Here is a 12,743-nt window from a genome sequence, read left to right as displayed (position 1 = left end):
AAAGTGGAATATTGATTGTGTAGTTTTGTCAAAATCTGCTCATGCCATTGTGCATAGTTGGTTGGCTGGTTCTATCTATCCAATAGGAGTAAGTGAGCAAGAAAAAAAAGGTAGTAAATATCCTAATTTATTTCAAAGAGCTTTTCATTTGTATGCTCGTTTAATCGGCTTATTTTTGTATCTCTTGAGGTAGGATTTATCAGAGTCCAAATTCTACCTTGAATCTGTGGATTTAATACTCAGAAAAATTAGCTGATGATGCCAGGAGGTGGAGAAAAGCTAGAGAGCATTTAAGTGATATAGCAGGTAGTATTTCTTCGGAATTAAGGTACAATAAAAAAATAAATAGGAGGCGTTTTTATGAACATCCAACAATCAATAAAAACTTGGGCAACAAAAATTAATAATCCTAATGATTATTCACAAAAAAATATTTTTATTTCTGGGGGGGGTAGGAACTGGAAAAACCACGCTGATTAATCATTTATTGGAATCAGTTGATATTTCAGTCCGCATCATAGACCCTTTTTATCCTTCAGAAAATTGGAAAGTAAAAAGGGAAAAATTTTCCCCTCAATATTTTGATTTAAGTTTAAATTCAGGAGGAAATTGTGCTTTTGGAGGTTTATTAGATATGCTTGAATCTACTCAAGGCTTGATTGAGTTTAAACCCCTGTATAATGTTAGAAAAAGCAGCGAAAAACCAAATGAGCCTATTTTATGGATTCTTAATGGTGCGGATTTTTTAGTAGAGTCTTTTCCAGAAAAACGACCCATCAAAGAACTGTATCAACAAAAGCGTGACAAGCTTAACCCCTTGCCTTCAGATAATGCTGTTGAGCCTATTATAGAAACATTAAAGAAAGGAACATTAAGACATAATACTATGATAATTTCAGGACAATCTTTTCTATTAGAACGTTATGGTTTAAGTTTGTCTGACCTAGATAAATTTTATTTGTCTTTGTGGATGGGGAAAGATAATATTGAATCGGCTATAAATAAGTTATTTAAAAGTCATACTTTGTTATTTAAAGAATTAGAAGATTTTGATGATAGAGGTAAAATATTTCCAGTTTTAACTAGAACCTCAACCGGGGATTTGATTCTGGAGAATTATATTATTTAACTAAAATTATGAATTATGGATAGAAGTAAGAATGATATTCAAGATGTAGATTGGAGTATCAGGTATCCTGATAATTGGGCAGAAATATCTTGGAAATGTCGTGAATAAACAAATTTTCGATGTTGTTTATGTAGGGGTGAAGCTACGCAAACTCATCATCCTTTTAATTACAGGAAAGACTCAGAACATCCGGTTTTAGGTAATAAAAATTCACCTCGGTTTTATAAATAGTTAAGAAATGGTTGGTTGAAGAAAAAAACAACAATTACGCCAGGCAAGGATAAAGCAGATAATGTTTGGAATTGAAAACAATAATAACGCCGACAGATATATCCATTCTGCTGACAAAGCAAAAAAAGTAGATGAGCGGGAATATGATCTAACATCATTGCATATCAAAGCCACAGTAAGAACTTTTGAGTTTGAGGATGGAGCTAAATTAATTGCTGAAAATAAAGAATCAGTAGTACCAGAAGAAAATGTTGTTTACTACTGCTTAAAAAAAGGAGGTAAAAAAGAAGAAAAACTAATCAGACCTGACATGAATTGACCGAAAGAGTGGATATATTAGGAGAAACAATGATTCAAACAATGATTCAAATCTGGGCGAAAAGAATTCAAAAAGTTTTAGGGGATTATAAAGTAGCAGAATGGACTGATTATGGAGTCATACTAACTAAGACAATCAATCCATCAAAAACTATCGATATCATACTAAATGAAAAAGAAGAAAAAGCAACCATAGTTGTTGATGAAGAAGCTTATATGTATCCAAGACAAAATTTGGATGATTTTGAGGAAAAGCTTTGGGAACACCATCCAGAACGTACATTAAACTAAGTTACCTATAAAACTTTTGAAGCAGATGAAGAGGTCTCTTAACATCTGTATCAAGATATGAGACCTTAGCAGGTCTCACGAAATTAGAAAGAAGATGCCAAGAACACCAATCCCAAGTGTAGAACATACACCAACTACCACAAGACCCTGATCGGGAAAACAAGTAATGTCAGACCTAAATTACGTCCGCAAACAAGCACAGAGGATGCGTGACTCTGAACATCCCAAAGCAAAAGCAGATGCAGGATGGCGCATTCTCAGCAACAGTAATGAACCAGGACTATCCGACGACGGCACTCTTACTCCAGAGCAAATGCAGAAAGCACAAACTATCGCAGCGGAGGTATTGGAAGATGTCTAGTTCACTCACCGAAGGCGCTGCCTGAAAAGTTATAGCGATCGCCTACCATTGCTGATGGTAGTCCTGTTAAATTTTATGGGACTTAAAACTGTTAGCAATGCGACGTGCTTCTAGGCGATCAACATTCAGAAAATCAGCAAAACGCCCTTCAGTAATTAGACCAAGGTCTAGTGCTTCAATGGCCAGATGTTGATAATAAACGGGTATTATGTGAATTAATACGAGCAAATATGGAGAGTTTGTATCATGAAAAACTTTTTTAAAACTGTGTTGATAATGCCTATTATAACCATGGATACAATAGCTACTTATTCTGTAGCCATTGTGTTCCTTATAGCGACTTTATTACAGTATATTATACCTGATAATATTTTAGATAGTATTTTAGGTATAGCAAAATATTTGATAGGCTGGAAAATTAAGATAAAAAGTAATTTTCTAATTCATTACTATCAAATAGATAGTAATTTAGATAGACAAGAACAGCTTAAGGTAGCGCTAAATATTTTATTTAAAAATATGATTTTTATAGGGATATACTCAATCGCTACAGCAATATTTTTAGTTTTTGTATTAATCAACTCTCATTAATACAACACGTTTAAACTAGACTGTTACTATTTTGAGATAATAAGACAGTAAATATTTCGGTGAAAATCATGAAAGATTTAAGTAAAAAATTCGACTATTTTAATAGATTTTTTGAAGTCGAATTAATGAAATCAAAAGTTATTTTTAATGATATTGCCTGGATATATAAAAGTTGTGAACTTGAAAGAAGTATACATTTTAATAGAGATTTTTGGTATATTTTAGTTACAAACAATATTAGCAAAAGTTTGATTCAAAGACTTAGATTTCACTCCAAACCTATTTTTTTTAAAGAGTTGCCTGTTGTACAAAGTAAAGTAGTAATTAAGCTTGATGATAGTGATGAAGTTGTGATTAATAAAATCCGCAAACAAATTGATTGGAAGTTATCAAGAATAAACGTAAATACTCTCGTAGGAAATCCTAAAAGTTTTGAATATCTAGAGAGAGCATACTTAGAAGAACATTTATGCGATTTGTGGTATGAAGAACACAAAAAAGATTTAGATGAACTATTCTCAATTACAGCAGTAGATAAAGAAGTTAATTTTAACAGGAAGAATGAAATAGAAAAACGCTATTTGGAATGGTTTAGAAGTATATCAAGTTCCATTAGTTAACAATGTCCAACGCCGAAAAAGTTCCACTGCAAATCGCAAGTTTCTGCCAGTTTCGATAATGACATCGTGGCGAGCAAGAGTTTCAAGAGCATCATTTAATTTACTTTCTTCTAAACCTGTAATTTCCTGGATAGTGGCACGACTACAACCTTCTGGATAGTCAGCTAAACCTCTAAGAATATCTTGCTGTCCCGGTGCATCTTGAGCCGCTTGACCCCAAACTCCTGTGAAATAATAACGCCCATTCTGGAATAGTTCATTTGGACGAATAATAGCTTCCACATCTGCAACAGTAAAAACTGACTCTCGTGGTCTTCCCTGCTCAAACATTTGGTCGTTGTAGTGACGGACAAGTAAAAATCCCAGTAGTTGTACTAAGTAGGGTTGTCCGAATGTTAGGTCGTAGATGCGATCCATTGCTTCTGGTTCGTAGGTGAGCAGGAAGTCTGGATTTGGGTTAGCAAGGAGTTGATGGGTTGTTGCTCTATTCAAAAAACCGACGCGGATGGGAATTACGCTGGCAAAAAATGGCTGAAAGTAATCTTCTGTCATTTCTTCAAGAGTGTGCAACCCGGCGAAGGCAAAGGCAATTTTCGGACTCATCTGCACGAAACCCCGCAATACTGCCATGAAGTTAGGGGGGAGTTGTTGGGTGTTAATTAGGTTTTCAATTTCTTCAAATTCATCAAGGGCAATGATTAAGCCTTTGTTTTCTAAATTTTGAATTGCCTGTTTTAAGTAGAGTTTAAAGGTTCGTTGAGGAAGTTTCAGGAGTTCGTCTGTGTCGGGTGTGGGAAGGTTAATAGCATCTGAAATTTCATCACTAATTGCTAAAAATATTTCACCCATTCCTTCAGAAATAGCTGCTAAACTTTGGAGGTTAGCATAAACAACTTGAATATCTGAACTGGAACAGTTGGCAATATTCCGTAGGATTGATGTTTTTCCTATGCGACGGGAACCATAAAGTACAACGGATTTTGGATGAGGAGCGATCGCCCAAAGTTCCTTAAGATAGGCCAAGATATCTTCTCGACCAACCAAGTTATTCTCTACTGGATCGCCAAGCAAATACGGACTGCGTATTACCATGAGTCGTACATCCACTCTATGTCGTATATTGTTATTGATTCATCATCAAAATCAAGAGTGAATCTCTCTACTGATACTGATTCTGTATCTGGTGGTTCTTCAGGATCGGCTTCCCTATTTTCATATTTTCGCCAAACTTTACAATCTACCTCTATACTCCATACCTCCTCAAAAGATATATACTCAGGCTCAAATATGTCTAATATTTCTATTACTTCCAGTTCACCTCCTGCTGCTCCGCTAGTATAGTTTGTTAAAAATTCTTTAGCTTTTCGTTTTATCTGTTCCATTATTGTGTCCTATGCTAAAACCTGTGACCACTTCATTCATCAGTTAAAGGAGGGAGTAAAACCTCTAACTGCTCTAACAAACTGGGAATATTTGATGTAATAACTCCCCACAAAATTTCTGGTCTCACCTGGTCGTAACGATGAGCGATAATGTTTCTTAAACCAATCAAACTACGCCAGTTTATTTGAGAGTGTAACTGTTGAAATTCTAAAGATATTCGACGTGCCGCTTCACCCAAAATTTCAAATTGACGCTCTACTGCACTTTGTATTAAAACGCTCTGTAGATATTCATTGTAAGTTAAACCAGTAGTAAACTCTTGAATTCTACGAATTGCTTGTACCATATCCCAAACTGAAGGGATGTCTCTATCATTGTTTTGCATAAATTACTTGGTGAGTCTTTAAAATATTAGCTAACCGATAGGGATTTTTAATCATAGCCTTTTCCACCAAATCAACTGCACGTCCAAACTTTACTTCTAATTCCTCTTGCATATCTAATAACTTTGACAATGTTAACTGACTTGAAGTATCGTAAACTACCAAAATATCAATATCACTATCAGAGTGAAAATCATCTCGCAATACAGAGCCAAATAAAGCCAATTCAACAATATTCCAGCGTTGGCAAAACTCAGCAATTTCCGAGGAGGAAATTTTCAGACGTTTAGTGAGAATAACTGTTAAATCAATCTTTTGTTTTTCTGTAAGCATTATATTGTAATTCCTTTCTCATAAAGGTAATGTAAGTTGTTGCACCTGATTCCAATATTTTTCCCAATATTGCCAATCTGGCTCCCACCAAATCAAAGTATACCTGGATTGCGGGAGTGGCGGTATTTCATGTGTTTTTTTGGTTTCAAACTGATAGATAGTACCAGCTTTGCAAGAATACGGTGTACCATCATGCTTGAACATAAAATCGGTGGTACTCAAGGAATATCCGATTTTCCCGTACCCCGTGGCATCCCGATGTGGTTTAATCCGTTCTACTGAACTTACCCAAACTTACCCAAATGAAATTTTGAGTTTTGGAGTCTAGCTTCCTGCTTCCGCGAGAACCACCGACCGCAGTCTGTAACTTATTCTCTCCACAGGCTTAAATTCGCTTGGAACTCAAGCTACTAATACACATAGTTGGCCAAATTGACAGCAGCGTTAAAGTCTCTGTCAGCTTGAAATCCACAGTTAGCACATTCATAAGTTCTCACATTTAACGGCATTTTCTGTTGATACCCACAATGAGAACATAGTTGAGAACTTGGATAAAATCTATCTGCTATCACTAACTTACTTCCATACCACTCACACTTATATGTAAGCTGACGTTTGAATTCATAAAACCCACAGTCTGCTATGGCACTTGCTAGTTTGTGATTCTTGAGCATTCCACTGACATTCAAATCTTCTATTACTATGGTGCTGTGGTTTTTAGCTAACCATGTTGTGAGTTTATGTAGTGTATCTGCTCTGATATCGGCTACTTTTTTGTGAAGTTTTGCTAATTTTTTTACTGCTTTAATTCTGTTTTTGGAGCCAATAACTTTTTTGCTGACTGCTCGTTGATGACGAACTAATTGTTTTTTTGCTTGTCTGTAGGCTTTTGCATTAGCAAATTTACTGCCATCAGAACAGGTTGCTAATGTATTTATGCCTATGTCTACACCAATAGTTTCTTCAACTTTTTCTGTTGGTACGGGTTCAATATCATATTTAAAACTGATGTACCAATTATCTGCTCTTTTGGATATTCTGACATTTTTTACTTTGCAATTAGGCAAGATTTCGTAAGTTTTTACTACTCCTATTCTGGGTAATTGTATGTAGTTTCCTTGGAAAATCTTAATACTTCCTTCTAAGTAAAAGCTGTCTTTTCTACCTTTTTTCTTAAACTTAGGAAAACCACGTCCCCGAATAGTTAAAAAGTTTTTAAATGCCCTTTCTAAATCTCTTAAAGCTTGTTGAGGGGCGCATTTAGATACCTCATAATACCAAGGATTAATTGATTTAACTTCGGCTACTAAACGTTTATGCAAAGTAATTGCACTAGGGCGTTTTTTTGTGGTTTTGTACTCAGCAATAGAAGTTGCTAACCCCCAATTATAAGCATGCCTAGCAACACCAGCGTGTTTAGCAAGAATTGTTTTTTGCTGATTATTAACTTTTAACTTGGTTTTAAAAGATTTCATTTTCAACAGTTAATAAGTTAGAAAGGCATTTGATTACATTACCAGAATTATCTAATTATGTCAAAGTTTGTCTAATTATTTGGTTTCTGTTGTTAGCCCCCACCTTCCTCGTAATAACAAAGCAAGGATATTTTCCAGTTGGGACAATATTTACTTGCCAGTCTGTTCATTCGCTTATCTTTGTGCGCGGGTAGATAGAGAGGAGGTTTATCCAGGGTCACGCTCCAACCTAAAGTTAAAAATATCCTCTTAAAATCTAGTCTATACCTACCCCGACGCATTAGATGGTGCTTGCTTTCACACCAGTCCTGAAATGAGGAAATATTACTAATTCTGCCAATAGCTTCAACCATTTTATTTTCTAGTAATTATTAAGAAAACAAGGAAAGTTTAAGGGGGTTTGTGAAACCCCCGAACAAAACTAGAAGTCAGTCCCGGCTAATAATTTATCTGGCTGTCGGACGCTGATAATGTGCTGGATATCAGGGGCAGACAGGCCATCCAAGCACTGCATCTTGCCAGTACTTTGAGGATCGACAAATTTGCCAGAATCGTTCAATGTTGCACAAAGCTGTTCTATGGAATTGTCTTCCTTTGTCCGTTTTCGCCAGGTCCACTCTATCGAGTAATAATGGATAGGTTTGATAACTCCGGTATCATCGGGTTTCTGCCCGGAGTGCTTAATAAAAGAGGCGAGGAATACTCCTTCGGCAGCTTCGATCCCCTGACATTGTAATTTAGTAACCAAATTTAAAAAACTACTCAGCGATCGCGTTTTTTGGTATGTAACCATAAGGCACTCTCGGAATATATCAGGGCTAGTCCCGGAGTTCTCAGCAATCATAAATATCTGTCCCCAAAGTGTATCTTTTGTTTGGCCAAGAGTGCCAAACCACTTGGAGAATTTAAGGATGCTACATTCTAATTTATTACCTAGAGCTTCATCTCCGAGCTTCCACTGACCTTCTTGACAGTTACAGCGAAGGTTGGGAATGTCGTCTGCGACTAAAATTGCATTTTGTGGCTTGGTACCAAATACATTTAATGTTGTTGTCATTGTTATATAATTTCCTTCATTCTTTCTGTTTGTTCTTCCCTATCTGCAATGGATAGGGGCGTTTTTGCTTACATTTCTGCTATCATTCTTAAAGCAGCGCCTACTGCTTCCCTTAAGCTGCTGGATTTGATAGAAGGCTGTAGCGCCCAATTGGTAGAAAAGCTGGTGTAATATTCATTGTCACGCAAACGCTTTATGTAGCAATACTTTTCCTTACTCCGCGCGACTTTGCATTGACTATCATCACCATCTACTCGATATGCTTTATAGCCATCCGGTAAATAATTTGCTACCTTTGAACCTATCCTGATTTCCTTGGGATGACGTATATACTCAGTCTCCAAGAGCTCCTGCCAAATCTTATCAAAATACGGTTTTATGTGGTCTGGAGTAAAATCAGAGAAAGATAGATAAATCTGGCAATTATGAACCAATTGGATATAGTTTCCGTGCAAATCATTATGATGATGGCAGAAATAATGTCCGTTAATGTATCCACTATTAGGACAATACCAGCCGTCCCACTGGATACTAAGATGTAGGTGTTGTCTGATTTTGGGATGCTTGATTGACTTGGGAGTGATGAGCTGGTAGTAAATATCCTCATCACACATAAACCTTTCTAGTTCTAAATCATACTTTGCCAGTTCGTTTATCAGTGTGGGTGTGATGTTTAGATAGCTACCGAGATGATGACAAGCCCCTACCTCAGTTCCATAATGCCAAACCTTTAGAATCAATTCGTTATGTTCGACTCGAAACCCTTCTAATTGTTCAATCTCAACTTTGATTTTGTCTAACCAGCTTGGATCGTCGTCATCGTACAAAAAGCTAAAGTCAAAATTATCTGGAATGTAGTCATCCAAGGTATCCGCCCCGTCTAGGGAGGAGGCGGAATCATTACACGCCTCGGATGACTTTATATTTTTTTTAGGTTCAGTCCTTTGGAAAATATTGTGTATCCGCTTGCTGGAATATATACATTTTTACCATCCCAGTCAACGTGTACTGTTCCATCTTCTTTGACGAAGTTCACCTCAACAGTTTTGCCATATGCGATGCTATCTTTGGTATGTACTTCAATGATGTCGCCTGCTTCTACGCTTAGTTTTGATGGTGGCTCTTCTGGCAGTTTTCCACTTTCGGAACCATTCTGCTTTGGGGCGGGTTGTAGTCCTGTGAAGGTATTACTAGCTATTTCATCAGCGGTAGGTTGCTCTAGTTCTGGTTGTGCTTCTAATGCAGTTTCTAACTTAATCACAAGTTCAGGAGGGCAAGGTTTTTGAGACTTTGCATCTACTCCTTTGAGCGTTCGCCTATCTACTATCTTGAATGTGTCATGCTTTACTAAGTAGATAACCCGCTCGTTTTCTGCTACTTGCTTGCCATACAAGTAAAAACCTACATACCGGGCTATTTCTTGCTTCCCTATAGCATTGTGCCAACCAACTAAGTCAAAGGGTAAGGCAGCTCGGTTAGAATCCGCGACGACGTTGATGCACTTTATGAGATTCCGCTCGGCATAGGTGCAGCTTTCCCAAATCTCAAGTGCCTTATCTGCACCTATGGATGCTTTAAATCCCTCTAATTCTGATTTGTTCTTTTTGCTCAACAATTGTTGCTTCAGTTGCGAGAGCGTGGGGTCAGGTTTTTTAACCATCTCTACTTGCTCGACAGTAGCCTTAGCTGTAGGCTTGCTTGGCTGTTGAATTTCGCCTACTTCTGATTTTTTAGATAAGCAATAATTTTCAAGAGTGATAGATTTACCTTCGTCCACATCCTTTAGGAGTAAAGGCAAATCTAATGCGTAAGTCCTAATCAAGTTTTCTTCAAGCTCGACAGTGCTTAACAGATTACCTTTGTCGGTAAAAATCATCCCCAAAGATTTGCCTTGAATTTCTATGTACATAGCTATCTTGGGAATGCCTCGGGTCTTTGAAAATTCAAAAGTATCCAGTTCTGACAATACTTTTTCAACCAGAGCAATTTTTTCTTCTTCGTCGTCGGATTGAATCGGCGATACTACATATTGTACCTGCTCATGTCCAGAATCCCATGCGGAAATTTCTTGTTCCGTAGGTTGATTTCTTTGATCGTGTCGGTTCTGTGCCTCAATTAATTGAGCTATTTCTGCCCCAGATGAGTATGGCGATTCAATTTTCTCAATCTTTTTGGTATGTGGCGTATTTTGTGGAGGAGCTTCACCAAATAGGGAATCATAAGCTTCTACCACATCTTGAGGAGTAGTTTCAGAATTAAAATCACGCTTGATATCATCAATATTGATACCATACTCTTCAACAAAGTAAGCAGATAAATCTTTATCCATCCAAAATTTGTTTGAATCTGAAATGCCATATTTGCCTAAAGGTTTTTTGCCATAAATTCCAACTCCCACAGTGTTTGTAGTTGGATAACGGTAAAATACCAGTTGAAAATTAGAAGCACTGTCTAGCTTTTCTGTTATCGTGTCAAGTTGGTCAAGCTCTTGTTCAATTTCAATTCGTACTGGCCCTGTTTGGTCTGTTTCACTCTCTCCGAGCTTGAGGCGATCGCTTACCAGCAGTTTGTAATCTGGATGCTCAGACAGTAATGATTCTAGTTCTGCAACAACTGACTTAATCTTAGTATCAGCTTTTGTTAGCTCAGTCAGTCGGGATTTTGCTTTCTTGAGTTGAGCTTCTAAAATGCACACCAACTCTTCCTGGTTGATAATTGTTTGGGATTTTAGTAACATAATGTTTGCCTTCCCGGTTCTTTGTTTAGGGACTATGAAGGACATTTAAAGGACATTGCCTTAACTTTCTCAGGGTTGGGGGCGGTGTCCTTTTTTATTGTCCACTTGTAGAAGCTCTAAACCTCTACATTTATTATTATATGTGTGTCTACACTCATTTGTCAACCCTTTGCAAGAATATTTTTTGTGATATTATTTGAGTGTAGACACAAGCTAAAACAGGACTAAAGATGTGAAGGATAGAGTAGATAATATGTGGCAAAAACAGCCTAGAAGCAAGACTGTTAATGGCTTTGGGCAAAAATTTGATGAACCCTTGTCCAAAAAACCTGTGTCAGTAAGAATACCTATATCAGCGATGGACATATTAGACCAAATGCCTAGAGAAGAAAGATTAGAATTTGTGAGAAATGCTTTATGTGATGCGATCGCTCTTAAGCAAAAACAAACAGATCCAGTAGGTGGTGGGGCGGGCAGTTCTGCTAGTGGTTAACAAGTCTCAGTATCGAGAACATTATACTCGTTTTTTTTGCATCTCTGTTTTTCGATAGCAGATGCTATCGAAAAACTTGTCTATGATATATGATATACTGATATTAGATAATCGTCACAACATTCTAAAGTCATGACATTTCATAGTAGAGGAGGGGCTAGAACCGGAGCAGGAAGGCCAGCAAAAGCTCCTACAAAAACGATAAGAATTGAAGAAAATTTAGGGGAGAAAATTAATGATTTATCGAAGAAATTAGAGCCTGATTTTATCCTCAGTAAATGGGAGAGTGTGGAAAAATTCTTGCTGTATAATGTACCTCTAGAGCAGCAAGAAAAACATAATAATTTACCGGAGAACTTATCTAAGGCACTTTTAAACGATTCGTTAATCAAATTATTAGACAAAATATTTGGAAAATTTTCTCCTGATGATTTTATCAGCTATTGGGAAGATATCGATCTTATTGAAACAGAAATAGAACCTGTATTAAAAGCCACACCCCAAAAACCAGACATACAGGAGATTATAGCAGATTTGCCTCTATTTCAATTCCAGGAGTCGGTACTAGAATCTATAACCTCAGAAAAACGAGATACGGCAGGCATTTCAGAGTTTGAATCTACGTCCAATGTAACCCCACAAAAGCTAGATACAGCAGTTGAGTTTTCCGACTATAAAACTTCAGACGGTAACTTCTTAACTAAAGAGCAATATAATATTATAAAATCTGTACGCGTTCGCCTCACACAAGCTAAGAAGAAAGGATTATTAATTGAAGCACTTGCAGGGACGGGAAAAAGTACTATGTTAGCTGAAATAGCTAAGGTTTTGAAGTCCGAAAAGCTATCCCCATTAGAATGTCGATTTGTTGTGTTTGGTCGTAAAAATAAACAAGATTTAGCTAATAAATTAAGTGAAATAAAATGGGAAAAGTCAGTACAAACTTTAAATAGTTTAGGCTATGAAATACTAAGAGATGCTTTAGGCAAGTCTCACAAACAATTTAGATTAAATAATGGAAAATATCAACAAATTGCTCAACAAAAAAAGTATTTAAACTCCTACAATCAATGGGGAGAAGAAATTAGAGGTCAATTACAAACTAAAAATCAATATAAAGAAATAGCCGTCGAAACTCAAACTGATTTTTTAGATTTAATTGATAAAATGAGGTTGCATTGTTATTTTCTAGATGAGATAACCGAAGATAATGTATGGGAAATTTCCTCTAAATATGGTATAAAAATCTGCAAGAATAGGCTATCGGAAATAACTGAAGCTGTTTGCGATGTATTAGAAGCGGGTTTGGACGAAGGAATTAAGGAATTACATATTGATTTT

At 36.7% G+C, this 12,743-nt stretch carries 19 protein-coding genes; 9 read left to right on the top strand and 10 right to left on the bottom strand.

The annotated features are described in order from the left end of the window. From F6K15_RS35775 to F6K15_RS35755, 5 genes are all read left to right on the top strand, one after another. A partial coding sequence (locus F6K15_RS35775; RefSeq protein ID WP_293070557.1) for a hypothetical protein occupies nt 1-193 on the top strand: 193 nt, incomplete at its 5' end. A 219-nt stretch (nt 194-412) separates the two neighbouring features. Beyond that, nucleotides 413-1,129, top strand: coding sequence for a hypothetical protein (locus F6K15_RS35770; protein ID WP_293070555.1), 717 nt, complete (start codon nt 413-415; stop codon nt 1,127-1,129). Nucleotides 1,130-1,421: 292 nt separating this feature from the next. Next, a complete protein-coding gene (locus tag F6K15_RS35765) occupies nt 1,422-1,679 on the top strand; it encodes a hypothetical protein (RefSeq protein WP_293070553.1) in 258 nt (85 codons plus the stop codon). Further along, nucleotides 1,676-1,969 carry a hypothetical protein gene (locus F6K15_RS35760; RefSeq protein WP_293070551.1) on the top strand — a complete coding sequence of 98 codons (294 nt, stop codon included), beginning with the start codon at nt 1,676-1,678 and terminating at the stop codon, nt 1,967-1,969. Before F6K15_RS35765 ends, F6K15_RS35760 begins: the two co-directional genes overlap by 4 nt. A 166-nt stretch (nt 1,970-2,135) precedes the next feature. Then, on the top strand, nt 2,136-2,330 hold the full coding sequence (locus tag F6K15_RS35755; protein WP_293070549.1) for a hypothetical protein: 195 nt from the start codon (nt 2,136-2,138) through the stop codon (nt 2,328-2,330). 66 nt (nt 2,331-2,396) lie between these two features. Here the strand turns inward: F6K15_RS35755 and F6K15_RS35750 are convergent, their stop codons facing one another. Further along, the gene (locus F6K15_RS35750; protein ID WP_293070547.1) at nt 2,397-2,558 is read right to left on the bottom strand and encodes a hypothetical protein; all 162 of its coding nucleotides are present in this window, start codon (nt 2,556-2,558) and stop codon (nt 2,397-2,399) included. 63 nt (nt 2,559-2,621) lie between these two features. Here F6K15_RS35750 and F6K15_RS35745 point away from each other — a divergent pair, with 63 nt between their 5' ends. Together F6K15_RS35745 and F6K15_RS35740 are read left to right on the top strand one after the other, a co-directional pair. Beyond that, nucleotides 2,622-2,921 (top strand): hypothetical protein, encoded by a 300-nt coding sequence (locus F6K15_RS35745; RefSeq protein WP_293070545.1) that lies wholly within the window; start codon nt 2,622-2,624, stop codon nt 2,919-2,921. 68 nt (nt 2,922-2,989) lie between these two features. Continuing rightward, nucleotides 2,990-3,541 (top strand): hypothetical protein, encoded by a 552-nt coding sequence (locus tag F6K15_RS35740; protein WP_293070543.1) that lies wholly within the window; start codon nt 2,990-2,992, stop codon nt 3,539-3,541. Here F6K15_RS35740 and F6K15_RS35735 read toward each other — a convergent pair. The 9 genes from F6K15_RS35735 to F6K15_RS35695 form a co-directional block, all read right to left on the bottom strand. Then, the gene (locus tag F6K15_RS35735; RefSeq protein ID WP_293070542.1) at nt 3,524-4,633 is read right to left on the bottom strand and encodes an ATP-binding protein; all 1,110 of its coding nucleotides are present in this window, start codon (nt 4,631-4,633) and stop codon (nt 3,524-3,526) included. The genes F6K15_RS35740 and F6K15_RS35735 overlap by 18 nt on opposite strands. Beyond that, on the bottom strand, nt 4,627-4,923 hold the full coding sequence (locus F6K15_RS35730; RefSeq protein WP_293070540.1) for a hypothetical protein: 297 nt from the start codon (nt 4,921-4,923) through the stop codon (nt 4,627-4,629). Before F6K15_RS35730 ends, F6K15_RS35735 begins: the two co-directional genes overlap by 7 nt. A gap of 32 nt (nt 4,924-4,955) precedes the next feature. Beyond that, entirely contained in the window at nt 4,956-5,309 is a 354-nt protein-coding gene (locus F6K15_RS35725; protein WP_293070538.1) for a DUF86 domain-containing protein, read from the bottom strand. Continuing rightward, nucleotides 5,296-5,640 (bottom strand): nucleotidyltransferase family protein, encoded by a 345-nt coding sequence (locus tag F6K15_RS35720; protein ID WP_293070536.1) that lies wholly within the window; start codon nt 5,638-5,640, stop codon nt 5,296-5,298. The genes F6K15_RS35725 and F6K15_RS35720 overlap by 14 nt, the downstream gene beginning before the upstream one ends. A gap of 410 nt (nt 5,641-6,050) precedes the next feature. Then, on the bottom strand, nt 6,051-7,115 hold the full coding sequence (locus F6K15_RS35715; protein ID WP_293070534.1) for an RNA-guided endonuclease TnpB family protein: 1,065 nt from the start codon (nt 7,113-7,115) through the stop codon (nt 6,051-6,053). Nucleotides 7,116-7,207: 92 nt separating this feature from the next. Next, the gene (locus F6K15_RS35710; RefSeq protein ID WP_293070532.1) at nt 7,208-7,468 is read right to left on the bottom strand and encodes a hypothetical protein; all 261 of its coding nucleotides are present in this window, start codon (nt 7,466-7,468) and stop codon (nt 7,208-7,210) included. 68 nt (nt 7,469-7,536) lie between these two features. Next, a complete protein-coding gene (locus F6K15_RS35705; protein ID WP_293070531.1) occupies nt 7,537-8,172 on the bottom strand; it encodes a hypothetical protein in 636 nt (211 codons plus the stop codon). Between the two features lie 68 nt (nt 8,173-8,240). Further along, on the bottom strand, nt 8,241-9,038 hold the full coding sequence (locus F6K15_RS35700; protein ID WP_293070529.1) for a hypothetical protein: 798 nt from the start codon (nt 9,036-9,038) through the stop codon (nt 8,241-8,243). Nucleotides 9,039-9,091: 53 nt separating this feature from the next. Further along, the gene (locus F6K15_RS35695) at nt 9,092-10,909 is read right to left on the bottom strand and encodes a hypothetical protein (protein ID WP_293070527.1); all 1,818 of its coding nucleotides are present in this window, start codon (nt 10,907-10,909) and stop codon (nt 9,092-9,094) included. A gap of 232 nt (nt 10,910-11,141) precedes the next feature. Between F6K15_RS35695 and F6K15_RS35690 the strand changes: the two genes are divergently transcribed. Both F6K15_RS35690 and F6K15_RS35685 read left to right on the top strand, forming a co-directional pair. After that, nucleotides 11,142-11,402 (top strand): hypothetical protein, encoded by a 261-nt coding sequence (locus F6K15_RS35690; protein ID WP_293070525.1) that lies wholly within the window; start codon nt 11,142-11,144, stop codon nt 11,400-11,402. A 132-nt stretch (nt 11,403-11,534) separates the two neighbouring features. Further along, nucleotides 11,535-12,743: UvrD-helicase domain-containing protein (locus F6K15_RS35685; protein WP_293070523.1), on the top strand; the 1,209-nt coding region annotated here is incomplete at its 3' end.

Origin of the sequence: Okeania sp. SIO2B3 (assembly GCF_010672525.1) — a bacterium.
Lineage (GTDB): Bacteria > Cyanobacteriota > Cyanobacteriia > Cyanobacteriales > Microcoleaceae > Okeania.
Note: the sequence above shows the minus strand (reverse complement) of the source record. Positions and strands in the feature narration are given on the sequence as shown.